24 protein-coding genes and 1 pseudogene are annotated in these 23,968 nt (G+C 57.8%); all 25 read left to right on the top strand.

All coding sequences use genetic code 11. The features are described from left to right. Positions 1 to 256: 256 nt before the first annotated feature. The 25 genes and pseudogenes from AWB69_RS42335 to AWB69_RS46580 all read left to right on the top strand — a co-directional run bounded on the left by AWB69_RS42335 (position 257) and on the right by AWB69_RS46580 (position 23,369). Positions 257 to 640: a tyrosine-type recombinase/integrase gene (locus tag AWB69_RS42335; RefSeq protein ID WP_062092729.1), complete on the top strand. Its 384-nt coding sequence runs from the start codon at positions 257 to 259 to the stop codon at positions 638 to 640. A 122-nt stretch (positions 641 to 762) separates the two neighbouring features. Beyond that, positions 763 to 1,307, top strand: a pseudogene (locus AWB69_RS42330) (IS66 family transposase); the annotation flags it as partial. Positions 1,308 to 1,496: 189 nt separating this feature from the next. Beyond that, positions 1,497 to 2,123: an MmgE/PrpD family protein gene (locus tag AWB69_RS42325; RefSeq protein ID WP_082913837.1), complete on the top strand. Its 627-nt coding sequence runs from the start codon at positions 1,497 to 1,499 to the stop codon at positions 2,121 to 2,123. Positions 2,124 to 2,949: 826 nt separating this feature from the next. Beyond that, the gene (locus tag AWB69_RS42320) at positions 2,950 to 4,212 is read left to right on the top strand and encodes a CaiB/BaiF CoA transferase family protein (RefSeq protein WP_062092727.1); all 1,263 of its coding nucleotides are present in this window, start codon (positions 2,950 to 2,952) and stop codon (positions 4,210 to 4,212) included. 70 nt (positions 4,213 to 4,282) lie between these two features. After that, entirely contained in the window at positions 4,283 to 5,461 is a 1,179-nt protein-coding gene (locus tag AWB69_RS42315) for an acyl-CoA dehydrogenase family protein (RefSeq protein ID WP_062092726.1), read from the top strand. Positions 5,462 to 5,473: 12 nt separating this feature from the next. Next, positions 5,474 to 5,938, top strand: coding sequence for a MaoC family dehydratase (locus tag AWB69_RS42310; protein WP_062092725.1), 465 nt, complete (start codon positions 5,474 to 5,476; stop codon positions 5,936 to 5,938). A 44-nt stretch (positions 5,939 to 5,982) separates the two neighbouring features. Next, entirely contained in the window at positions 5,983 to 6,405 is a 423-nt protein-coding gene (locus AWB69_RS42305) for a Zn-ribbon domain-containing OB-fold protein (protein WP_062092724.1), read from the top strand. Continuing rightward, positions 6,402 to 7,580: a thiolase C-terminal domain-containing protein gene (locus tag AWB69_RS42300; RefSeq protein WP_062092723.1), complete on the top strand. Its 1,179-nt coding sequence runs from the start codon at positions 6,402 to 6,404 to the stop codon at positions 7,578 to 7,580. The genes AWB69_RS42305 and AWB69_RS42300 overlap by 4 nt, the downstream gene beginning before the upstream one ends. A gap of 45 nt (positions 7,581 to 7,625) precedes the next feature. Beyond that, complete coding sequence (locus AWB69_RS42295) at positions 7,626 to 8,093, top strand: MaoC/PaaZ C-terminal domain-containing protein (RefSeq protein WP_062092722.1); 468 nt, start codon at positions 7,626 to 7,628, stop codon at positions 8,091 to 8,093. Between the two features lie 26 nt (positions 8,094 to 8,119). Then, the gene (locus AWB69_RS42290) at positions 8,120 to 9,349 is read left to right on the top strand and encodes a CaiB/BaiF CoA transferase family protein (RefSeq protein ID WP_062092721.1); all 1,230 of its coding nucleotides are present in this window, start codon (positions 8,120 to 8,122) and stop codon (positions 9,347 to 9,349) included. 21 nt (positions 9,350 to 9,370) lie between these two features. Beyond that, positions 9,371 to 10,150, top strand: coding sequence for an enoyl-CoA hydratase-related protein (locus AWB69_RS42285; RefSeq protein ID WP_062092720.1), 780 nt, complete (start codon positions 9,371 to 9,373; stop codon positions 10,148 to 10,150). 33 nt (positions 10,151 to 10,183) lie between these two features. Next, entirely contained in the window at positions 10,184 to 11,851 is a 1,668-nt protein-coding gene (locus AWB69_RS42280) for a class I adenylate-forming enzyme family protein (RefSeq protein ID WP_062092719.1), read from the top strand. A 1-nt stretch (position 11,852) separates the two neighbouring features. Then, positions 11,853 to 12,623, top strand: coding sequence for an enoyl-CoA hydratase/isomerase family protein (locus AWB69_RS42275; protein WP_062092718.1), 771 nt, complete (start codon positions 11,853 to 11,855; stop codon positions 12,621 to 12,623). A gap of 1 nt (position 12,624) precedes the next feature. Next, positions 12,625 to 13,371, top strand: a complete 747-nt coding sequence (locus AWB69_RS42270; RefSeq protein WP_062092717.1) for an SDR family NAD(P)-dependent oxidoreductase — start codon at positions 12,625 to 12,627, stop codon at positions 13,369 to 13,371. A 43-nt stretch (positions 13,372 to 13,414) separates the two neighbouring features. Continuing rightward, complete coding sequence (locus AWB69_RS42265) at positions 13,415 to 14,581, top strand: acyl-CoA dehydrogenase family protein (RefSeq protein ID WP_062092716.1); 1,167 nt, start codon at positions 13,415 to 13,417, stop codon at positions 14,579 to 14,581. Between the two features lie 9 nt (positions 14,582 to 14,590). Then, positions 14,591 to 15,466 (top strand): 3-hydroxyacyl-CoA dehydrogenase family protein, encoded by an 876-nt coding sequence (locus tag AWB69_RS42260; RefSeq protein ID WP_062092715.1) that lies wholly within the window; start codon positions 14,591 to 14,593, stop codon positions 15,464 to 15,466. 2 nt (positions 15,467 to 15,468) lie between these two features. Beyond that, positions 15,469 to 16,122 (top strand): 3-hydroxyacyl-CoA dehydrogenase family protein, encoded by a 654-nt coding sequence (locus tag AWB69_RS42255; protein ID WP_062092714.1) that lies wholly within the window; start codon positions 15,469 to 15,471, stop codon positions 16,120 to 16,122. Next, positions 16,119 to 16,346: a CoA transferase gene (locus AWB69_RS42250; protein WP_331712721.1), complete on the top strand. Its 228-nt coding sequence runs from the start codon at positions 16,119 to 16,121 to the stop codon at positions 16,344 to 16,346. The genes AWB69_RS42255 and AWB69_RS42250 overlap by 4 nt, the downstream gene beginning before the upstream one ends. A gap of 52 nt (positions 16,347 to 16,398) precedes the next feature. Further along, the gene (locus tag AWB69_RS51015; RefSeq protein WP_075644093.1) at positions 16,399 to 16,719 is read left to right on the top strand and encodes an ABC transporter substrate-binding protein; all 321 of its coding nucleotides are present in this window, start codon (positions 16,399 to 16,401) and stop codon (positions 16,717 to 16,719) included. Between the two features lie 105 nt (positions 16,720 to 16,824). Continuing rightward, positions 16,825 to 17,574 carry an electron transfer flavoprotein subunit beta/FixA family protein gene (locus AWB69_RS42245; protein WP_062092712.1) on the top strand — a complete coding sequence of 250 codons (750 nt, stop codon included), beginning with the start codon at positions 16,825 to 16,827 and terminating at the stop codon, positions 17,572 to 17,574. 14 nt (positions 17,575 to 17,588) lie between these two features. Beyond that, the gene (locus AWB69_RS42240) at positions 17,589 to 18,521 is read left to right on the top strand and encodes an electron transfer flavoprotein subunit alpha/FixB family protein (RefSeq protein WP_062092731.1); all 933 of its coding nucleotides are present in this window, start codon (positions 17,589 to 17,591) and stop codon (positions 18,519 to 18,521) included. Positions 18,522 to 19,021: 500 nt separating this feature from the next. Next, complete coding sequence (pcaF, locus tag AWB69_RS42230) at positions 19,022 to 20,224, top strand: 3-oxoadipyl-CoA thiolase (protein WP_062092711.1); 1,203 nt, start codon at positions 19,022 to 19,024, stop codon at positions 20,222 to 20,224. A 7-nt stretch (positions 20,225 to 20,231) separates the two neighbouring features. Next, entirely contained in the window at positions 20,232 to 21,758 is a 1,527-nt protein-coding gene (locus AWB69_RS42225; RefSeq protein WP_062092730.1) for a 3-hydroxyacyl-CoA dehydrogenase, read from the top strand. 325 nt (positions 21,759 to 22,083) lie between these two features. Continuing rightward, complete coding sequence (locus tag AWB69_RS42220; protein WP_062092710.1) at positions 22,084 to 22,785, top strand: nitroreductase; 702 nt, start codon at positions 22,084 to 22,086, stop codon at positions 22,783 to 22,785. A gap of 338 nt (positions 22,786 to 23,123) precedes the next feature. Next, the gene (locus AWB69_RS46580) at positions 23,124 to 23,369 is read left to right on the top strand and encodes a hypothetical protein (protein ID WP_075644092.1); all 246 of its coding nucleotides are present in this window, start codon (positions 23,124 to 23,126) and stop codon (positions 23,367 to 23,369) included. Positions 23,370 to 23,968 lie beyond the last annotated feature (599 nt).

The raw sequence follows: 23,968 nt of genomic DNA, 5'->3' as shown, positions 1-23,968 counted from the left end.
AACTCGTTGTCCATGATGACTCTCCTCAAAAGGCCGAACTGCCTTCTGAGGAAAGCACTTTTATTATGCGCAGTCCAGTACTGGCGGCAGCCGTGGAAAACCCATCGCAGAAGGACAAACGAGTCTGCGTGGCGCGCAACTGCGCATATTCCCGAGATCGTCATAGCTGCGGTCATGCAAATATTTCCATGAACGAAAGGAGCGTGTGTTGCCACTGTGGGCCGAGACAGCCAACGCGTTACATTGACTGCGTGGCATGTCACGCGGTGCCGACGGGCAGTGCGTGTTCGTCAATCGAAACGGGCAACCCCTGACGCGCGATCGCATCGCCTACATCCTCACGAAGTACGCGTGCGCAGCGGCTCGCGACAACCCCGCATTGCTGCGAAAGCACATCACGTCGCACGTCCTGCGCCACAGTTGCGCCGTGGCACTGCTGCAATCCGGAAGCGACGTGACGGTGATCCGCGACTACCTTGGCCATACCAGCGTCGCAACGACAGGTCGCTACATCACGATCAACCTGCAGATGAAGCGCGACGCCATGGAGGCGTTCTGGAAGAAGGCCGGCATTGAGCCGACGAATACAAAGCCATGGAAACCAAAGGCCGACCTGCTCGCGTTCTTGCAGTCTTTGTGAACGATCAAACTTTATGTGGAGTTTGAACTTAAGATAGGCCACATGCACGTTGGCGACAGCCTGATTCGCTCCGGATAAAACCACGCTCGGGATAATGAGCCTTATCTGGTGCTCCAGATAAGGCTCACGCACGGCGCAAGTTCTTCGACCTGCACGCCAATCACAGCAGCCAGGTTGCTGGACAGGCCATGCCGTTCTTCGCTGCGCTTTACGATATCGAGCGCGACGCTGCAGTGCTGGATGCCGAAGAGCGGCACAAACTCCGGCAGAGCCGGGCCAAACCGATGTGCGATGCACTTTATGAATGGATGGTGGCGCAGCGCAAGCTGGTTTCGGAAGGTTCAGCGATTACGAAAGCGCTGGACTACAGTCTCAAGCGTTGGGAAGCGCTCACGCGTTATCTCGACGACGGGCACGTGCCCATAGACAACAATGCGAAAACCAGATCCGCCCATGGGCTATCGGAAGGAACTGGTTGTTCGCCGGCTCACTGCGAGCAGGCCAACGCGCTGCCGCCATCATGAGCCTGATACGGTCAGCCCAACTTAACGGGCACGACCCGCATGCCTATCTGAAGGACATCCTCACGCGGCTACCGACCCACAAGGCCAACGACATCGCGGCATTGCTGCCGCATCGCTGGCAGCCAACTGTGATCGTCGGCTAGCCCAATCCGTCAAGATGGGTTTGCTGCGCGCTTACCGAGTAACGGCGCTCCAACCCGTTTTATGCCGCCAACGAGATGCGGTTAGCGCTCCTGCGATTCCGGATGGCTGGAGTCGGTGGTTAGATTTGCCTACCGCTGCTCAACAAAAACTAACTCGACACGCGGGGGCATATTTGGGGACATTATGTTATGTCAAAGGAAAAACGAATGTCCAGAGTTGACCTTTCGAACGACTTCGCTGCCAGGGGTGGCGAATACGCAGTATCCGACCCTGCCAACTGGTGCAGTGGAGGGGGCAAAAAAAGCATGCTGGACACCATTGGGATGGTCCTCGCGGCGAGCGGAGTGGGGCCGGCGGTGCGCAGTATGGTTGATATAGTTCGTGAATCGGGCGGGGCAGCGGAAAGTACGATTCTTGGCTTCGGAGGCCCTGCGCCCGCTCTCATGGCTGCCTTTGCGAATGGGCGATGGCGCATTGTCTGGATTACGCATGACCATGCGCCTGAAGGCTATCATCCTAGCAGTTCAATCGTCCCAGCTGCATTCGCAGTGGCTGAGCGAGCCGGGGGCATTTTGTGTCGGGAAATGATTGCGGCCGTTGCCGCCGGGCAAGACATGTTCTTGCGCATGCGTCGCAACGTCGAGTCGCGTCAGGACTGGCACCTCACGACGGTGCTTGGTGTCTTTGCGGCGGCGGCATCTGGCCATGGGGGCTGCGAGCTCTTCTTGATTGAGGTGTGCGACGATTTGCAGATCGGACAACTGCTGCGACAGTCTGCGGACCTGCTCGACGATAGCCGCCGGACAACGTATTGATGGATCGGTTGGCCGCAATGTTTCCAGAGGCGTATGCCAGTCAGGCACAATTCCGGACGCTGCAGCGCCGGGTCAAGGCGTGGCGAGCAGAGCGCGTAACAGGACTGATTCTGGGCGGTCTGCGAGCGTCTGCCCATGCGCCAGCCGAAGTTTGAGTTGCGGAAAAGTTGATGGTCTCCGGGGGGCCGGGCGCTCCGCCCCCGGCAAGCCATTAAAAAGATAAAAGAAAAAACGACAACAATCAGGCGAGTAACATTCCTTCGTGAGGCAACACGACCGGACATCCTGCTTGACGCTCTCCACAAAGGCTGTCTTGATGTCATCGAAGCGGATTGTGAGTGTTCAGGCATCAATGTTTTTTAGGACTACATTGGGAACAACCTCTTAACAATTCGTGCCATCTCACTTGGATGGGAAGGAGCAGGAGTCCTGCTTTGCGCGGAGGTGACGCATGATCGCCCTGCGAAGTCTGGCGCTAACTTTGCTTCGGTACTCCCCGCGGTCATGGGGCTCTCGGGAGGCCAATCCTATCGAAGGATCCCACCCCGAACGCTCCCGGAGCGCGGTGCGCTCTCCACCATAAGAGTCCAAGCACAACGCTACGCACCATCGACGATCTTCATGAGCAATCTCGCCAACTTGCACGGGCTATCTCACATTGCTGGCGCGAGACATACCGGCCGTACGGATTTCTTCTGCGGCAATCCGTCTTTTTGGCTTCCTCCTGGGGTTTGCAGTTCCGGACCGAATGACGGTTAGCCGAAGTTACCATGGTCCACAAAAAAGCCAACTCGACATTGACCTTGATGAGACGGAAACTGCAGCCATGCACACATTGACGAACGGTGAAATGTCCACAAACATTGCTGGTGTGTCTCCCCTCCGAGGAGTGAAGGTTATCGAACTAACGCATCTCATCGCCGGCCCTTACTGTGGGCAGCTGCTGGCAGAGGAGGGGGCGGACGTCATCAAAATCGAGCCGCCCGAAGGCGAGCTTACACGGCATCGCGAACCGATGCGTCGATCCAGCGACGGAACCGTCTCCGGTTACTTCGGTTCGCTCAACAGGGGTAAGCAGAGCGTAGCACTCGACCTGAAGAATGCGGAAGGCAAAGAGGTTCTGCACCGGCTACTTGAGTCAACTGATGTATTAGTAACCAATATGCGAGCCGGTGCGCTCGATCGGCTAGGCTTGCATCCCGACACTCTGCACGCACGCTATCCACGTTTAGTCATTGCATGCATCTCTGGATTTGGTATTAAAGATGCCGGTGCCTACGTTGACCGGGCCGGTCTGGCGATGGTGGCTGAGGCAATGTCCGGTACAACAAGCCTTACACGGGATCACGATGGAAATCCAGTTTGGTGCGGTTTTGCCATGGGGGATATTTTGGCAGCGATGACTGCACACGCGGCAATCCTGCTGGCACTGCGTATACAGGAACGCGATCGCGTCGGGCGTATTCTCGACATCGGCATGGTCGAGTGCTCGTTGCCTCTGGTGGCCGTAGCGCTCGCCCGCGAGCAGTCGGCAAATGCGGAACTTAGAGAGTTTGCTGGCTCCAATAACTTCCATGGGGTGCCATACGGTGCATTTCCGGCGTCGGACGGTTTTGTCAACATCGGCGTGAATCGCGACGACTTCTGGAAACGCTTGTGCAGTGCGATGGGCAAGCCTGAGTTCGGGACCGATCCCCGGTATGAGACATATATCGAGCGTGCCAAGCGTCAGCGAGAGGTTCATGCGATTACGGAATCCTTCACAAAAGCACATACACGTGAAGAAATTGTCCAAAAGCTTAATGCCTTCGACGTGCCCGCCGCGAGCATACTGAGCATGGCTGAAGTTACCCAGAACGACTACTTGCGTAATCGCGGTGCTTTCAGGACCGTGGAGGATGGCATTGGCGGCACCATGCTCTTACCAGCAGATCCGACGCGCTTTGGTCCTGCACCTGGTACCTCTCGCGTTCCGCTACTTGCGGAACACCGCGATTCAGTGCTTAAGGCGAAGCTGGGTATGACCACCGATGAAATAGAGAATCTTAAGCATGCAGGCGCTTTTGGCAAGACAAAAACCGAGGCGTAGGTTGGTTAAGCGGAGAGAGTCCGAGCTTACCACCGACCTGAGCAATCCCAGCTGAATGGATAAGTGAACCATGACAACCAACGACCAACTAACTTCTGAAGGAATCACGCTTGACGATGTTCTTCAGGCCACCCAAGCTGTAACAAGCCGGTTTGGCGATGATTACTTTTATAAGCTAGACAAGGAAGAAGGTTTTCCGCACGACTACATCAAAGCTTTGATGGACGCCAGCTTACACACGGTGATGATTCCGGAAGAGTACGGCGGTATGGGTCTGGGTGTGCGTGAAGCCTCAGTGATCGTCGAAGAGATGCATCGCTCTGGGGGTGTAGGCTCGATGATCCATGGTCAAATGTTCATGATGGGTATTTTGGCACGGCACGGGTCCGAGCAGCAAAAGCGCAAGTTCCTGTCCGAGGTGGTAGCGGGTCGCATGCGCCTGCAGTCGTTCTCCGTTACCGAACCGAATGCCGGTACCGACACTTCGAAGATCACCACGAAAGCCTGGAAGGAGGGCAACGAGTGGGTGGTCAAGGGCCAGAAGGTGTGGACCTCGCGCTTTGATCATGCAGACGCATTTATCGTGTTCGCTCGCACCAGCCCGCCGAAGGATCCGGCCAAGCCTTTCCAAGGTCTCTCGTGCTTTATCGCGGACAAGCGTGAGGTCGATCCCAAGCAATACACAAGCCGCAAGATCGACGCGATGTTCAATCACCACACCTACGAGGTGTTCTACGACGACATGCGTATCCCCGAGGATTCGCTCATCGGCGAGGAAGGCAACGGTTTCAAGTATCTGTTGGATGGCCTGAATGCAGAGCGTGTCATTATTGCCGCAGAGTGTATCGGTGACGGGCGCTGGTTCATCGAAAAAGCCGTGAAGTACGCCAACGAACGTGTGATTTTCGGCCGGCCAATCGGTGCTAATCAGGGCGTTCAGTACCCGATTGCTCGCGGATACGCGCACCTGGAGGCAGCCAACGCACTGCGCTGGAAAGCTGCTGAAATGTTCGATCGTCACGAACACTGTGGTGCCGAGGCCAACATGGCCAAGATGCTGGCTTCCGAGGCTTCATGGGAGCTAGCCAACGCGTGCATGCAGACACATGGTGGTTTCGGGCTGGCGCGTGAATATCATATCGAGCGCAAGTTCCGCGAAAATCGCGTCTTCCAGATCGCGCCGATCTCCACGAACATGGTGCTGAACTATATCGGTCAGCACGTGCTCGGTATGCCGCGGTCCTACTAAGAGCAAAACATCATGGGTGCTTTGTTCTTTGAAGAATACACGGATGAATGGCGTTTCGAGTCAGAGGCTCAAGTCATCGCGGACGACGATATTCGAGCCTTTGTCGAACTTCACAAGTTCCATACACCGACTTTTACGGACATGGATTATTTGCAAACCTCAAGGGACTACCGTGGACGAATGGCGCCCGGACTTTTCGTGTTGTGTGCGGCCGAAGGGCTGGTGCTCCGGGCGGGGCTGACACGCAAACGCGGGATCTTCCTCATGGAACTCACGCCAAAGTTTAAAGTTCCCGTCTACGCGGGAGATTCGATCATCAATTGCGTGCGGTTGCATTCAAAACGCCTGACAAGTAAGCCGGACCGCGGCGTCGTGGTGACGGCACATGAAGTGGTGACCGACAAAGGTGAAGTTGCAATTACGTATCACTCCACCCGAATGATCCGAACTCGCTGGTATGTTGAGACAGCTTCGTAAGTCTGCCGCGCGCGGCCCACAACATAATAGTTAGGAGACGTATTTTGGAATCACCACTTCCAAAACCGGTAGCGAACGGAGACTCTCTTCCTTATTGGAATGGCGCGCGCGCGCAAAAGTTGCTGATCCGTAAGTGCCAGGACTGCGGTGAATTGCATTTCATGCCGCGCCTCCTGTGTCCGACGTGCTGGTCTGAAAACCTCGAGTGGGTCGAGGCAAAAGGCAAGGGAACGATTCACAGCTTTACCGTTATTCGCCGCGCTTCATCTGCAGATTTCGCCTCGCAAGTACCTTACGTCGTGGCACTAATCGATCTCGAGGAAGGTCCACGCATGCTGACCAATATTCTTGGAAAGGATGCATTATCGACATCCATCGGCGACAGCGTGCAGGTGACGTTCGAAGACCGCGGCGACGGCTCGATGGTCCCCCAATTCAGCCGCGTTCTGCCGGAGGGGGCAATATGAAGACTCCAGTGTCCCTCAAAAACAAGATCGCGATTGTTGGTGTCGGCGAATCGGATATCGGCCGAATGCCCCACATGTCGGGCTTGGGCCTGAACGCCCAGGCGGCCAAGCGCGCCTTGAACGACGCCGGATTGAAGGTGTCCGACATCGATGGACTTCTGACTGCCTATTCCTTTACAGAGCCATACTTCATGCTTGGCTCTGTGCTGTGCGAGTACTTGGGGCTCAAACCACACTACAACGCATCGATGGTCGTCGGTGGCGGCAGCCCTGCGATCATGCTCAAACATGCCGCTGAGGCGATTGCCGCGGGCCAGGCCGAAACCATCCTGGTGTGCGCCGGAGAAAACCGCGCAACAGGTCAGACTCGAGACGCTGCTTTGGCATCGCTGCTTGCGGTGGGGCACCCGTACTACGAGCAGCCGTATGGCGGCTCTATTCCGGGCTATTACGCGATGATTACGCAGCGCCACATGCACGTGTACGGCACCACCCGCGAACAGCTCGCACACGTGGCGGTTGCGGCTCGCGAGCACGCATTGCTGCATCCCAATGCGCACATGAAGAAACCGATCACGCTGGAGGAGGTGCTGAGGGCAAAGCCCATCGCAGATCCCTTGGGAATGCTCGACTGCTGCCTTATTTCGGACGCCGGTGGCGCCTTCATCGTAACGTCCGCCGAGCGTGCGCGCGACCTTAAAACCAAGCCAGTCTATTTGCAGGGCATTGGTGAGTACCACACGCATGAGCATCTGATGTGTGCACCAAGCCTTACGGAGTTCGGCGCGACCGAGTCAGGTCGCATTGCTTATGAAATGGCAGGCCTCGGTCCGCAAGATATTGATGTGGCACAGCTATACGACTGTTTCACGGTGGTACCAATTATCGAGATCGAAGAGCTCGGATTCGTCAAACCGGGCGAGGGCGGCCAGTTTTTTGCCGACGGCCATACGCGTATTGGCGGAAAGTTGCCTGTCAATACTCACGGCGGGATGCTTTCGCATGCGCACGCCGGTGCCGCTGGCGGTCTGTTCGGGATCATAGAGGCGGTTCGGCAACTTCGCGGAGGTCTTGGCGCGCGACAAGTTGAGGGCGCCGAGGTTGCTCTGGTGCACAACGAAGGTGGGATTCTGTCGTCCCACGGGACCCTCATTCTGGCGAACGACAAGGGTTGACCTATCGCGCTCGAGCTTTGACTCATCAAAAATAAGGAGTGTGAGATGACTATCACCGCAACGCCACGCGGCCGGTACTTCGAGGACTTCGAAATAGGCGAAGAAATTCTGACCCCGGCGCGCACTATAACCCAGACAGACATCGTAAATTTCGCTTGCTTGTCGGGTGACTTCAATGAAGTGCATACGAACTTTGAATATTGTAAGACCACTCAGTTCGGAGAGCCAATCGCCCACGGTCCCCTTGTATACGCTGTGATGGCCGGTCTGCAGTACGCGACAGGCGTGAACGATGGAACATTGCTGGCTCTCCTCCAGATCGATGGTTGGCGCATGCTTAAACCCGTGAAGCATGGAGACACGATACGACTTCTTTCGCGTGTGTTGGAGAAGAAAGAATCCAGCAAAGGTGACAAGGGCGTTGTCACGTTCACGCGTCAGTGTGTCATGCATGACGGCACCATAGCGCAGGAGATGACGGCGAAGTACCTCTATCGCAAGCGTCCGAAGTGATAACAGAAACGACAGCCAACACCGCGATGAGACCACTCGACACACTTCCGACTGTAACCCCCACCTCCGGACTTGAGCTTCTGAAGGGCGTTCGGGTTTTAGATCTCACAACCTCCATCGCTGGGCCTTACGGCACTCAACTCCTTGCGGATTTGGGCGCCGAAGTCACCAAGGTGGAGCGCGTAGAGGCAGGCGATGATACGCGGGCGTGGGGACCGCCGTTCCTGGATGGGGAGTCTCTCTGGTTTCTCAGCATGAACCGCAACAAAGAGAGCTTGACGCTCGATATCAGGCAGCCCGAGGGCCGGAGCATTCTCGATAACCTGCTGGCGTCGACTGACGTGCTAGTGCTGAACGCGGTTCAGGAAGTCCAGCGAAAGCTGGGACTGGACTTCGAGTCGCTGAGGACGCGACATCCGACATTGATCCATGTCGCGCTCACAGGATTTGGTTCGCAGGGACCGAGGGCCAATCTGCCCTGTTACGACCTCATCGCAGAAGGATATTCAGGCGTGATGGATTTGACGGGTGAACAAGAGTCCGGCCCGCAGAAAGTCGGTACGCCCGCAGCCGACCTATTGGCCGGACAGGACGTCGCGCTGGCGACAGTCGCGGCGTTATTCGAGCGGCAAAGAACCGGCGTCGGCAAGAGCATTGATGTTTCGATGGTGGCAAGCATGGTCCGGTTCATGGCCCCCCGCATTGTTCCCTATCTCGGCTCGGGTGAACGGGTTACCCGATCAGGCGGTCGCGATTCGGTCATTGCAATCTATCAGGTGTTCGAGACAGCCGACGAGCCGATCACGCTCGGCCTGGGCAACGATGCGATATGGCGTCGCTTCTGGACAGCTGTGGGCCAGCCGGCATATGGTGCCGCAGCTTCGCTTGCGACCAATGCGAGCCGGCGAACGGAGCGTGCAAGTATCGTGGAGACGATTCAGGGGCTACTCGCCACTCGGAAGCGGGAGCACTGGCTTGCGCTTTTCAACGAAAACCGGATTCCAGCCGGTCCTATCAATCGGGTGGATCAGGTCGTCGAAGACAGTCATTTGTTGTCCGAAGGGCTGTTCTATTCGGTAGAAGGAGCGGCGGGCAAAGTGCCGCAGGTCGGTCTCGGGATACGTTTCGATGGCAAGAGCAACGCGTATCGTTGCGCCCCGCCACGTTTGGGCGCCGACACAGAACGGGTTTTACGCGAACGTCTGGGTATGTCCAAGGCATGCATCGCCGGGCTTAGAGAACGCCGAATCATTTGAACATCAGAATAGGGGACACGCATGGAATTCGAAGAGATCCTGTATCAGGAAGATGGCCCCGTTGGCACCATTACGCTCAACCGTCCGCACGACGGAAACATGTTCACCGAGAAGATGTGTCACGAGATTCGAGACTGTATCAATCTCATCCGCCGTGAAACGCACACCCGGGTCATCGTCATCACAGGTGCTGGAGACAAGTTCTTCTGCACTGGAGGCCGAAAGGATGGCATGGAGGATTCACTGCTCTATGCCGGAGTTCTGCCGACGCTCGAAATGTACGAGAGTATCGACCGCTTGCAAAAGCCCGTTATCGCCTCGGTCAACGGCTTCGCTGTCGGGGGTGGGAACGTCCTGCAGGTCGTGTGCGACGTCACCATCGCCAAGGAGAGCGCCGTCTTCAGACAAGTGGGGCCGATGGTCGGTAGTTTCGACGCTGGATTCGGCACGTGGTACCTGGAGGATCTGGTAGGTAAGAAGCGTGCAAAGGATATGTGGTATCGAAATCCAAAGATCAGCGCGCGAGAGGCGCTCGAGATCGGCCTCATCAACATGGTCGTGCCGGATAACGAACTGAAGGACTCAACGCGCGCGTACGCCCTCGAGATCGCTCAGCGGGGGTCGTTGGCGCTCGCGTCCATCAAGTCGGCTTTCAACGCACGGCACGGCGGTGTCAGCGGATTATCCCGGATGTCGCATGACCTGCTGCTGCGCGGCTATCTCGATTCCGACGAGCATGCTGAGCTCGCTTCCGCGTTCTCCGAACGGCGTGAGCCTGACAGCACAAAGTTCGGCCACTGAGCAGGCCCGCTCATCGACCTTCGGACGGACGTCATGCAAAAGATACTGACACTTCACAATCCCCGGATGGCACGGGAATACTACGTGGCGGGCGTGTGGCAGCAAGATACGCTATACAGCCTGGCGCGTCGCCATGCCCGCGAGCGGCCTATGGCTTACGCACTTCAGGATGCGACTCGGCGACTCACTTGGCGCGAAGTCACTGAATGGGCCGATAGTGTCGCGGAATCGTTGCATCGGGGCGGTCTGCGACCGGGTGACCGGGTGGGGGTGTGGCTTCCCAGCGTTGTCGAATCGGTCATCATCTTTCTTGCCTGCTCGAGAAACGGCTATGTCTGCGCGCCGTCGCTGCATCAAAACTATACCGTCGAGGAAATTGCGAATCTGCTCGAGCGCATCCAATGCAAGGCGCTCTTTGCGGAACGCGAGTACGGAGCCAACGCTCGCGTGCAGTCCATCTTCGAACGCGTGAAGTCAGTCCAGGGACTCTCGATGATCTTCGACCGTCACGCAGAGCCGGGAAGCTCATCCAAACCTGCGTTTCCCGAGCGCATTCCTCCGGCAGTGCTGCTCGCGCCGAAATCGGACGCCGACAAGGTCGTCTACCTCGCCTTTACATCGGGAACGACCGGCGCTCCGAAAGGCGTGATGCACAGCGACAATACCCTTCTCGCAAATGGCCGCGCGCTGGTAGCGGACTGGGGCCATTCCAGCGATACGAGACTGCTCACGCTAAGCCCGATGAGTCATCACATCGCAACTGTGGCGATTGAACAGATGTTGGTGGCCGGTCTTGAACTGGTCATGGCAGACCCGTCGAAAGGCGCGGCAGGGCTCGAATGGATACTCGAAACAGAAGCAGACTACGTAATGGGGGTGCCGACGCACGCGATGGATGTTCTTGCGGAATTAAGTCGACGCAACCTCACGAGTCTTGGAAATGTGAAGACGTTCTACATGGCGGGGGCGGCGATTTCGCGTGACATCGCACAACGCTTCATGAGCCTGGGCGTAACGCCGCAAAATGTCTACGGCATGACGGAGAGCGGCTCGCACAACTACACGCGGCCCAGTGATACGGCCGACACTATTGTTTCAACCTGCGGGCGCCCATGCCAGGGATACGAAATCAAACTCTGGAAGCAGGACGACATCGACGTAGAAGCGGAACCCGGTGAAATCGGTGAAATCGGCGGACGCGGCGCCGTGCTCATGCTGGGCTATTTCAACAATCAGGCGGCCACTGAATCGTCCTTCAATCAGGAAGGCTGGTTCATGAGCGGCGACCTGGGCGTGCTGACTGAACACGGATGCCTGCAGATTGTCGGGCGCAAGAAAGACCTGATTATTCGCGGTGGCCACAACATCTTTCCGGCGGGTATCGAGGAACTTGCGATGCGTCATGCCGATATCGACCGCGCGGCCGCGTTTCCGATCTTCGATGAGCGACTCGGCGAAAAAGTCTGCCTTGCGGTCGTCGCAAAACAGGGAACTTCGGTGAGTGCTGAATCGATGCTCGACCATTTGGCGGAGGCGGGCTTGTCGAAGTATGACATGCCCGAATATTTCGCCTTACTTGATGGTTTCCCACTCACGGCAAGCGGGAAGATTTTAAAGCGGGAGCTCGTGGAATGGGTGAAATCCGGCGGGCTTTCTCCCGAAGCGGTTCGATACCGCGCGAAGACCACGGCAGGAAGTTGAAGTGTCAGTCACGCTCGACATAATTGATGGCATCGCCCTGGTGGGTTTGAACCGTCCAGACGCGCTTAACGCACTGAGCTTCGCTGTTCTCAACGAGCTCTCGGTCGTGTTCGATGCGGTCGCCTGCTCCGATGCAAGAGCGCTCGTGATCACGGGAAGCGGCGGCAAAGCATTCTGCGCCGGCGCAGACATCAAGGAACTCATGGGAAGAGGCCTTGTGACTCAGCGTGATGGCGCCGAACTTGGACAGACGACTTTTTCAAAGCTGGACAAGCTACACATTCCGTCAATCGCGGTCATCAACGGCTATGCATTTGGCGGGGGGCTCGAACTCGCGATGGCCTGTACTTTCAGAATAGCCACGCCCAACGCGAAGATGGGTTTGCCGGAGATCAAACTCGGGCTCATTCCAGGTTATGGCGGGACGCAACGGCTTCCCAGGCTGGTTGGCCAAGCGCGTGCCCTCGAAATAGTTCTATCTGGCAAGAGCATCGATGCGGCTGAAGCGGAGCGGATCGGCTTGGTCAACCGGATCGTTGAGGGTGCCGACCAGGTGGCGCTCGGGCGCGAGTTCGCTACTCAGTTCACGGGCTATAGCCGCTGTGCATCGCTGTTCGCAAAAGAGGCAATACAGCGCGCTGCGGAGGTCAGCCTGCAAGACGGACTAAAGATCGAGGCGGACCTGTCGACGTTGGCATACCAGACTGCCGATGCTGCAGAGGGAATGAGCGCCTTCGTCGAAAAGCGCAAACCTGTTTTCAAGGATGAGTAAAATGAATAAAGGCTGCATCCTCGTTACCGGTGCGAGCAGGGGTATCGGTGCGGCAATCGCCGAAGTGCTGGCTCGCGACGGCTTTACCGTGGGGTGTCTTTCACGCTCTGGAGCGCTTCCGTCTCGGAACATCTCCGAGGACGACGTTCAAGCGCGCTTCATTACTGCCGAATGTGACGTGACAAGCTATGAGTCCGTGAAGCGAGCAATCGCGGAAGTAATGCGCCAGGCCGACATGCCACTCGTTGGCCTGGTCAACAATGCGGGCCTCCATATGGATGGAGACGCGGAATCGCAGTTAATCGACGAGTTTGAGAAAGTCATGACAGCGAACGCTACGTCTGTGTTCATGACCAGCCAGATTGCCTATCCCTATCTGCGCGCGGGCGGCAACGGGACTATTGTTAACATCGGTTCTTTCTTCGACAAGCTTGGTGTCAAGCGCAACGCGGCTTATTGCGCGTCGAAGGCGGCGGTCGGCGCGATCACGCGCTGTCTCGCTGTGGAATGGGCCAGCCAGGGAATACGGGTTCACAACGTCGCCCCTGGATATATTGCCACGGACCTGAACAAGGATTCTCTCCTGACCGGTCCGCTCAGCCGGTTCCTCGCCAAGCGTATCCCCACGGGCGCGCCCGGTACCGCCGAGGAGGTGGCCCAGATGGTAAGGCTCCTCTTCACGGTGACTGGAGGCTTCATGACGGGCGAGACGCTATATATGGACGGTGGACAGGGCATGGCGCTCTAGGCGCCAGCGAAATGGCACACACAGCACCAAGGCAATTTCAACAATGAATGTACTTGAAAGACTGGACGCAAGCATCCCGTTATCCGACGAGGAAAGGATGATTGTCGATAGCGTTAAGTCGCTGGCGCGTGGGCAAATTGCGCCGCGAGCCGCGGAGTATGACCGCACGGCAGCGTTTCCATGGGACAACGTCAAGGCCATCAACGAACTGGGCTTGAATGCAATGTTCATCCCGGAGGAATATGGCGGAGCACGACTGTCCTTCACTTGCTATGCCACATGCGTGCGGGAGATTTCGGCTGCATGCGCATCGACAGGGATCGTGTGGGCGACCAACTTCCACGCGATCAAGCCGGTTGTTGAGTATGGGAACGAAGAGCAGAAGGCGAGGCTTTTGCCGCGGATTGCAGAGGGCGGACTCGCTTCCCTCGCCATCACGGAGAACGGTGCCGGGTCAGATGCGACGGGCATGCGTACTACCTTCACGCCAGATGGCGACGACATCGTCATCAATGGCAGCAAGGTCTTCATTACCAATGGCGACGTGGCCGATTTATACCTGCTCTTTGGCAAGTGGTCCGAGATCGACAATAGCAAGGAGGCCATCTCGGTACTGGTCCTGGAAAAGGGAACCGAGGGTTTGTCGGTCACTGGAACCGAACACAAGATGGGCACACGTGCGTCGAGCACGGCGTCCCTCTCGTTCGACACCTGCCGCGTACCGCGCGCCAATCTTATCGGTCAGCCAGGCGATGGGCTTCGAATCCTGTTTGGCTCATTGACCCGGTCACGTCCGAGCGTCGCGGCACACGCACTTGGCATCGCACGCGCGGCATTCGAAGACGCGAGTGCATACATCAACGAACGAAAGCAGTCGGGTCGAAAGATCATCGACTTCCAAGGAATTCAATTCATGCTGGCGGATATGGCGGCGGAACTCGTGCTTTGCGAATCGCTGTTGTGGCAGGTCGCGGGCAGGGTGGATAGCGGAGCGTCTGACTTTGGAATCGAAGCGTCGATACTCAAAATGCGCGCGTCGGACGCCGCAATGAGAATCTCGACCGACGCTGTGCAACTCCTGGGCGGCTATGGTTACTGCTCGGACTACCGAGTCGAACGGCTGATGCGGGACGCCAAGATTACGCAGATCTGGGAGGGCACCAATCAGATCCATCGACAGCTCATCGGTCGAAGCTTCATCGAAAAATAGGAAACGCAAATGACATCGATCAAAACAGTGGGCATTGCTGGTGCCGGCACAATGGGCGCAGGGATTGCAATCGTCGCCGCACGCGCAGGGTTCGTAACACGGGTATATGACACGCGAGAGGACGCGCTCGCCCTCGCGTGCGCGCAAACCAAGGCGTTCCTGGAAAAGTCCGCTCAGCGCGGCAAACTTGCTGCAGACGCGATCCCCGAAATCATGTCTCGCTGGTACGGCACGACCCGACTTGAGGATCTCGAGGATTGCGACATTGTCATCGAGGCGGTATTCGAAGACCTGCGCGTAAAGCATGATCTGTTTTCGCGACTGGACAAAGTGTGTCCGCCTCACACCCTCTTTGCTTCCAACACCTCGACTATCTCGATCACTGAGATCGCGGGCGGTACGGGCAGGCCGGACCGGTTTGTCGGAATGCACTTTTGCCTGCCGGCGCAGTTGATGAAACTGATCGAGATGTCGCCGGGCCTCGTTACCAGCGACGAAACGTTTGAGGAAGGATGGCGATTTGCACAGGCTCTGGGCCAGACGCCAGTGCGCACGCAGGACACGCCGGGATTCATCCTTAACTATTTCCTCATCCCCTTCAACAACGACGCTGTCCGGCTTGTCGAACAAGGCGTTGCCGAGCCGGCGGATATCGACCTTGCGATCAAGACGGCATTGGGGTATCCGATGGGACCGCTTGAACTACTTGATCTGGTGGGAATGGATACCCAGCGACTGCTTTGTTCCGCGATGTACGAGCTGACCAATGAACCTCGCGTGGCATGTCCGCCTCTGGTACGCCGGATGATAGCTGCCGGGTGGCTCGGCAAGAAAACGGGGCGGGGCTTTCATTCCTATCGTGACACAAAGATGTTCGGAGCATGACCATGAGCTACAGAGTGAATCAATCCGGTGAAAGCCGCTCCTTTCCGTCTTCTCATCCGTTTCTCGAAGCGGGAACTGAGGGGCCGTCCATCGTATATGTCGGCGATGCGGCCGGAACGGCATTTTCCGATGCAGGGGATGCGGTTCTTGATGCGCCCTTCATAGCGATCGAGTTGGGAACTGAATGTCTTGGTCAACATACCGGCGAGGATTCTGGAAAGGAGGGGTCGAAAGTCGTGGGCTTCGCACGCTTCAGACTTGGCGAAGCTGAGCCGAGCAACCTGATCGAACTGGTCTGCCAACCCGCAACAGACCCGCAAGCGATTGCCCTTGCGCGGGCAGCGTTTGAAGCTGCCGGATTCCGGGTGGCCGTCTGTGGCGACTTTCCGGGGCGCATTGTCGATCGCCTGGTTCGCCCCTACTACAACGCCGCGTTGCGTCGTCTCGACGAAAAGCTCACGACCGCCGAAGATTTGGACAAGACGCTGCGCTTTGGTCTTGGCTATCCGGAGGGACCGATCGCCCTGCTCAATCGCACGGGCCTGAGTCATCATTGCCAGGTCTCTATGGCGCTCTATCAAGCACTTGGAGACGTGGCCTATATGCCAGCACGCCGGGCGCAGGTGGCGCATCGGCGAGCCGCAGAAGGCGAATGATGATCCGTTGGCCTTTCACCGGCGTAACGGTCCTGGATTTCAGTACACTCCTGCCGGGTTCCCCCTGCACGTTGTTGCTCGCGGAGGCGGGAGCCAACGTACTCAAGGTGGACAAGCCCGGGAGCGGCGATGATATGCGCTCATACAATCCCAGATCCGGCGTCCATAGTGTCAACTTTGGCTTACCCAAGTGGGCTATAACGTTGGTTCTTTATAGCCGCTGATTACGCGTTTGGTACGTCTCTTCAGGGTCACGCTACGCGGGTCGTCAAGGCGATGGGTGGCGAGGAGGCTGGATCAAGTGGCTCCAGCCAACCGCTTTCTACTGGGGACCAAGACGATCAAACGCGAGCGTTTGCGAAGGAGTTCTACTCCGCGACGAACAACGTGCCTCCCATGGCTCAAGCGGAAATGTACTCGGCGACGATCCATTATCTGAATGCCGTCCAGGCATCAGGAACTACGGACGGTGACAAAGTGATGGAGAAGATGCGCGCTACACCAATCAGGGATTTGAGTCACTGGCCCAGAGTAACTGTTCGCTCGTCAAGAAGTAGCGCCTATCGCGCGGTAGCGACGTGTCGGACGTCAACTTAGACGTCGCATCAGTTTTGATACGGCGCTGGGGCGAATCGTCCACTTCGCGTACACCCCTCGCGGAATTTAGAAAGTAGCTTTTTGCAACGTAGCTGGAGATGTGAAATGAAAATCCTTGTAGCTGTGAAGCGTGTGGTCGACTACAACGTGAAGGTCCGCGTGAAATCGGACGGCAGCGGTGTCGATATCTCGGACGTGAAGATGTCGATGAACCCTTTCGATGAGATTGCCGTCGAAGAAGCGGTGCGGTTGCGCGAGGCGGGGATTGCGACGGAAGTTTTGGTCGTTTCGTGCGGCGTGGCGCAATGTCAGGAGACGCTGCGCACCGCGATGGCGATTGGCGCGGATCGCGCGATTCTCATCGAATCGGCTGATGAGTTGCAACCGCTGGCGGTGGCAAAGATTCTCAAGGCGCTGGTGGATCGAGAGCAGCCTTCGCTGGTGATCCTCGGCAAGCAGGCTATTGACGACGATTCGAATCAAACTGGTCAGATGCTTGCCGCTTTGGCTGGCCTGCCGCAGGCGACGTTTGCTTCGAAGGTGGTAGTCGCCGATGGCAAAGCCACCGTGTCGCGGGAAGTCGACGGCGGCGCGGAGACTCTGTCGCTGAAGCTGCCTGCCGTGGTAACCACAGACCTGCGCCTGAACGAGCCGCGCTACGTCACGCTGCCGAACATCATGAAGGCGAAGAAAAAGCCGCTGGGAAGATTGAAGCCCGCTGATCTCGGCGTGGACGTGACCCCGCGTCTGAAGACGTTGAAAGTCGTCGAACCGCGGAATCGCTCCGCAGGCGTGATAGTGCCCGACGTGAAGGCTCTGATCGAAAAGCTGAAGAACGAAGCCAAGGTTCTGTAAGGGAGATGCACGAAATGACTATTTTGGTAATTGCAGAGCACGACAACGCATCGATCAAGTCCGCGACGCTGAATACAATCGCGGCCGCTCAGAAGATCGGTGGAGACATCCACGCGCTGGTCGCGGGGTCGAACGCGCAAGCCGCCGCTGATGCGGCCACGAAGATCTCAGGCGTTTCGAAAGTGTTGCTCGCCGATGCCCCGCAACTCGCAGGAGGACTCGCGGAAAACGTCGAAGCGACTGTGCTGAACATCGCGAAGGATTTCTCGCACATCCTTGCGCCTGCCACTGCTTACGGCAAGAACATCGCCCCGCGTGTTGCCGCGCGTCTGGACGTCGCGCAGATCAGCGATATCACCGCAGTGGACAGCGCCGACACATTCGAACGCCCGATCTACGCCGGTAACGCGATCGCGACTGTGCAGTCGATCGATCCAATCAAGGTGATCACCGTCCGCATGACGGGTTTCGATCCGGTCGCGGCCGAGGGCGGCAGCGCAACGCTCGAGAAGATTGAAGCGGCAGCGGACGCAGGCATCTCGCAATTCGTGAGCCGGGAAGTATCGAAGCTGGACCGGCCGGAGCTGACGTCGGCGAAGATCATCGTCTCCGGTGGCCGCGGCCTGGGCAACGGCGAGAACTACGCCAAGGTTCTCGAGCCCCTGGCTGACAAGTTGAACGCGGCGGTGGGCGCATCCCGAGCAGCAGTGGATGCGGGCTTCGTCCCTAACGACTACCAAGTCGGCCAAACCGGAAAGATCGTTGCGCCTCAGTTGTATGTGGCAATTGGCATCTCGGGCGCTATTCAACATTTGGCGGGTATGAAAGACAGCAAAGTCATTGTCGCGATCAACAAGGATGCTGAGGCACCCATATTCAGCGTGGCCGATTATGGCCTGGTCGCTGATCTGTTCACGGCAGTTCCGGAACTGGTTTGCGGCCTTTAGGAGGAAATAGCCTACGCTCGGTTGCAAACCATACCCACCGCCTTCGGAGCCAGATATGTCGACAACGCATCATGAACAATTGCGTCTTCAGGCTGCCAGACGTGCCAACGAGGAAGACGCCTCGTTGTGGCGATGGTTTTGCGGGCTATACGAAGAAGGCCGAATAAGATGGCGCAAGGCGGCTGAGGGCTGGCTGGTAAGCGTGGACCACAAGCACCTTGCGACAGAAATGGAATTCGATGCTGCTATCAGAGTCGCGCGGCAACGTTACTTCTCCGGAGGTCGGCAATCGTTGTCAAATTCCTCTCGCGTTCTCAAAGATGAAATGGGCCCCGGGCTGGCCGCTGAGAGCCGCGAGAACCGCCGATGCCCGGACTAGGGCGACGGTCTTGGGAATATAGCCGTATCCACATCAGATCAGATCAGATTATGCCCAGAATAGCCGAACTGGTTCTTGCCGAGCATCTCATCCGCTTTTCGAACTGATTGTTGAGGACAAGATGGTAAATGTTTTTATTTGCGACGCGATTCGTACTCCGATCGGCCGCTATGCAGGTTCGCTCTCGGCAGTGCGCGCCGACGATCTCGGAGCCGTGCCCTTGCGTGCGCTGATGGAGCGTAACAAGGACGTGGACTGGAACGCCGTCGAGGAAGTGATCTACGGCTGCGCGAACCAGGCGGGCGAGGACAATCGCAACGTCGCGCGAATGTCGGCGCTGCTGGCCGGCCTGCCGGAAAGTGTGCCGGGCGCGACGGTCAACCGACTATGCGGCTCGGGGATGGACGCGATCGGCATCGCCGCGCGTTCAATCAAGTCGGGCGAGGCGCGTTTCCTGATTGCCGGTGGGGCGGAGAGTATGAGCCGCGCGCCGTTCGTGCAGGGCAAGGCCACGTCCGCGTTTTCGCGTCAGGCTGACATCTACTATACGACCATCGGCTGGCGTTTCGTCAACCCGCTGATGAAAAAGCTGCACGCCGTCGATTCGATGCCCGAAACGGCGGAAAACGTCGCCGACGACTATAAGGTCAGTCGCGCCGATCAGGACGCGTTCGCGATGCGCAGCCCGCAAAAGGCGGCGCATGCGAAGAGCGACGGCACGTTCGCGCAGGAAATCGTCCCGGTGAGGATCGCGCAGAAGAAGGGCGATCCGATCGTTGTCGCGCAGGACGAACATCCGCGCGAGACGAGCATGGAAGCACTTGCCAAGCTGAAGGGCGTTGTGCGTCCGGACGGCAGCGTGACGGCCGGCAATGCATCGGGCGTGAACGATGGCGCAGCGGCCGTGCTGATCGCCGACGAGGACAGCGCCAGGCGCTTTGGCCTCGTGCCGCGTGCGCGCATCCTGGGTCTCGCAACTGCAGGCGTGCCGCCTCGCGTGATGGGCATCGGCCCGGCGCCCGCGACGCAAAAGCTGCTCAAGCGCCTGAACATGACGATCGACCAGTTTGACGTGATCGAGCTGAACGAAGCGTTCGCGGCACAAGGTCTCGCGGTGCTGCGCCTGCTCGGCGTCGCCGACGATGATCCCCGCGTGAACCCGAACGGCGGCGCGATCGCGCTCGGCCACCCGCTTGGTATGAGCGGCGCGCGTCTTGTCACGACTGCCAGCTACCAGCTCCAGCGCACCGGTGGCCGCTTCGCGCTCTGCACGATGTGCATTGGCGTGGGGCAGGGTATCGCGATCGCGATTGAACGAGTCTGAGGTGAAGATGAAGAACGTTCAAACAGCAAAGATTGGAATCGTAGGGGCCGGAGCCATGGGGCAGGGTATTGCCCAGATCGCTGCGGTTGTGGGTCTGGAAGTCCGTCTGATGGACATCGATACCGCAGCATCAGCACGCGCGATCACCGCGATCAGCGCCATACTCGATAAGCTCGCAGCCAAAGGCAAACTTAGCCCGGAGCAGGCGCAAGCAGCATTGCGGCGCATTCATCCGGAGAACTCCGTCGGCGGACTCGCCGATTGTGATCTGGTGATCGAGGCGATCGTCGAGAAGCTGGAAGTGAAGCAGTCGCTGTTTGCTCAACTTGAGGAAGTCGTGCGCGATGACGCGGTGCTCGCGTCGAACACGTCGTCCTTGTCTATCACGGCGATTGCCGCGAGTTGTCGTCATCCGGAGCGGGTTGCAGGCTATCATTTCTTCAACCCGGTGCCACTTATGAAAGTGGTGGAAGTGGTGCGGGGATTGCGTAGCAGCGATGCCACCGTCGACTGGCTTGCCTCGCTCGCTGCGCAATTGGGACATACTGCTGTCCGCTGCCGTGACATGCCCGGTTTCATCGTGAACCATGCGGGGCGCGCGCTCATCACCGAAGGGTTGCGCATCGTTCAGGAGAGTGTGACCGACGAGCCCACCGTGGACGCCATCGTGCGTGAGCAAATGCGTTTTCGAATGGGACCCTTCGAACTCCTGGATCTGACCGGCCTGGACGTGTCACATCCCGTGATGGAGTCGATCTATCGACAGTTCTATGACGAACCGCGGTTTCGGCCGTCTCCAGTTACAGCCATCCGTCTTGCCGGAGGGATGCTGGGACGCAAGAGCGGCACGGGCTTCTACGAGTATGACGGTGGAACGAGGGTGTCGAAGTCGGTCGTCGCTCAGGAGAGGACTGGATGGGAGCCCGCGGCAGTTTGGGTGAGTTCTCGTCATCCGGAGGAAACGAAGCGCGTGCTGGAGTTGCTGCAAGCGTTGGATGTCAAAGTAGAGACGGGCATTGCACCCAGTGAAGACGCCTTGATTATCGTCACACCGCTCGGAGAGGACACTACGACGTGTGCGATTGCAGAATCGCTTGATGCCACGCGTGTGGTGGCCGTGGATACGTTTTTTGGATTCGACAAGGGCCTGCGACGCGTGATCATGCCCAGTCCCGCTACTCGTGTGGACATGCTCGCGCGCGCTCAGGCGCTTTTCGCGATTGATGGTGTTCGCGTGTCAACGATCCGCGACTCGGGCGGCTTCGTAGGTCAACGCATAATTGCCAGTATCGTGAACACGGCCTGCGAAATTGCGCAGGAGAGGATTGCGACGCCAGCAGACATTGACGCCGCTGTGCGGCTTGGACTCGGTTATCCGCTTGGACCGCTGGCGTTGGGCGATAGCCTCGGCGCGAAGCGAATCGTCGCCGTGTTGAAGGGGATGGCTGATGTTTACGGTGATCCGCGTTACCGCACCGGCGTTTGGTTGGCTCGCCGGGCTGCCTTGGGTTTGCCGCTAGGTGTTGCGGACTGATGGGAGCAACAATATTGCCGACTGCGCGGCACCTGTCGTCTCAAGTGAGCATATCGAGCCTCGCCGTGACGGAGTTGTACTCTGCGAACACGTGTAAAACCGATGCCAATGCCCGCGGAGAAGAGGTTGCGCTCCTTGCTTGAATCAGAAAGCCTTACTGAAAACGTCCGGCCCACAGTGCTTTGTGGATCAAGCAACGGGATGACCGCGCTCAACATCTAAATTAGAGAACGCGCATGCAAAATCACTCGATTCGCAGCGCCTCGAACGCGGGGCTAGCCTTTCAGGCTCTCGGGCGTTGCCAAGGCAGTCAGGATGCGGCGGTATGAACTCTGCCACCGTTACTGCACCGCCAGACGAATTCGTTTGCCTCGACAGCTTGCTCCGACGGCGCCACAGTTGCCGCGCGTTCCTTCCGCAGCCCGTGCCACGCGAAGTGATTCAACAGGTTCTCGCGGCGGCTCAACGCACCGTATCCTGGTGCAACGCGCAGCCTTGGCAAGTGCACATCTTAAGCGGCGATGCGTTGGAAAGACTTCGATGCGACATGCTCGACCGCGTAAAGAGCAATGCTCCCAGTGCGCCGGAACTCGACTGGCCAAGGGAGTGGCGCGGAGTGTATCAGGCGCGACGGCGTTCATGCGGATGGGGTCTATACCGCGCGGTCGGGGTCAAGAAAGGTGATCGGGAAGGTTCTGCGAGGCAAGCTATCGAAAACTTCAGAATGTTTAGTGCGCCGCACCTGGCAATTGTGAGCAGCGACGAGGCGCTCGGCTCGCACGGGGTCATGGACTGCGGCGCCTGGGTATCGAACTTTATGCTCGCAGCCTGTGCGGCAGGTGTGAGCACAATCGCTCAGGCCGCTCTAGCGAGTTGGCCAGATGTCCTGCGCAAGCACATTGATCTCAGCACGGAGCGCCGCATAGTCTGTGGCGTTTCATTCGGATTCTGCGATACGAAGCACCCGGCGAATGGCTTTCGAACCACGCGTGCAGCGCTCGACGGGTTGGTCACCTGGCTCGACTGAGGCGCGGACTCGACTCGGGCATATCGGTTGTACACGGAGTGAGGAACAAAATCGACGGTGAAGGGAGCCTATTGCCGAAACGATTTGGCCCACCGTAGCCGTCGAACTCGGGCATTGACTTGGAGAGTTCTCAACTCACCAAAGGGGCCCGTTAGATAAGGTTACCGTCCCTGGTAAGAAAGCCGACTCGACAATTGGTAGTGGTGGCGTGAAACTCAATACCAGCGAGAAAATGGCAGAGCGATCGAATGAAAGCGAGCAAGGCCTGCTCAATGTGTGAGCAGGGCGGGTTGAGACCTGCGAACCAACGAGTTTGAGGTTGAAGAAGCGAGAGGCGAATGAACACCGTTCAAGTATCCCTACGTTTGCTGGTTGAGAAATGGTTTGGGCCTGGTACATCGGCGCACCTGCCCATGATTCGATTTACTCGAGCGCGCCTGCACGGGACGCGCTGTGTACGTGTCGACGCGCTGAGAACGAAAGACTCTATTGAAATTTTTTTCTTTCAGCATCAGGACGGTGAGTGGCGTGTATTTCCGCCTGAGACAAAACGCCTCGAGATGTCGATCAATGTCTGGCAATGATTGCGTTGTCTTCGAGCAAGGCAATCGATGAGGCGACAGCGGAAGAACACAAGATCGCTTGCTCGGCTCTATAAGCCGGAAAATCACGCTGCACAATGATCCAGGTCTACGGGCGCGCCCGATTGCGCAGGCTTACCGGCCGTTATGGGAGGGTACTCCTGGGTGTTTGTCATAAAACGCTCTGGATGTATCTGCTGAAGCCCGTACAGGACCACATTTGACATAATGTTATTTATCAACTTCAGTGGTACCTAAAGAAGTGTTGCGGATTTCGCCTCGCTGTCATGGATTCGACGCAACAGCTTCATATCATTTGGCACCTTTTTACCGTTGCGTCGATCGATGACTTTCCTCCAGTTATCGGATTCGCTGGTTCCGGGCCAACTGCGAAGCGTCACCCTGGTCGGTGAGTCTGCAATTCCACGATATTGGGCCAACGTCTGGCTGATCATGTCAATGGGCCATCTGGCCGAATCGACCCAAACTGGCAAGCTTCGGTACATCGAGGACCTTTACCAGCACGCGGACCGGATTCTGGGACCAAACGGTCTCGACGATGCGCTTGCTGGCGTCGATGATGGCGCGCTGGCCGACGTTCT

The organism is Caballeronia udeis (assembly GCF_001544555.2).
Taxonomy (GTDB): domain Bacteria; phylum Pseudomonadota; class Gammaproteobacteria; order Burkholderiales; family Burkholderiaceae; genus Caballeronia; species Caballeronia udeis.
The sequence above is the reverse complement of the archived record's forward strand: the minus strand, read 5'-3'. Positions and strand labels throughout refer to the sequence as shown.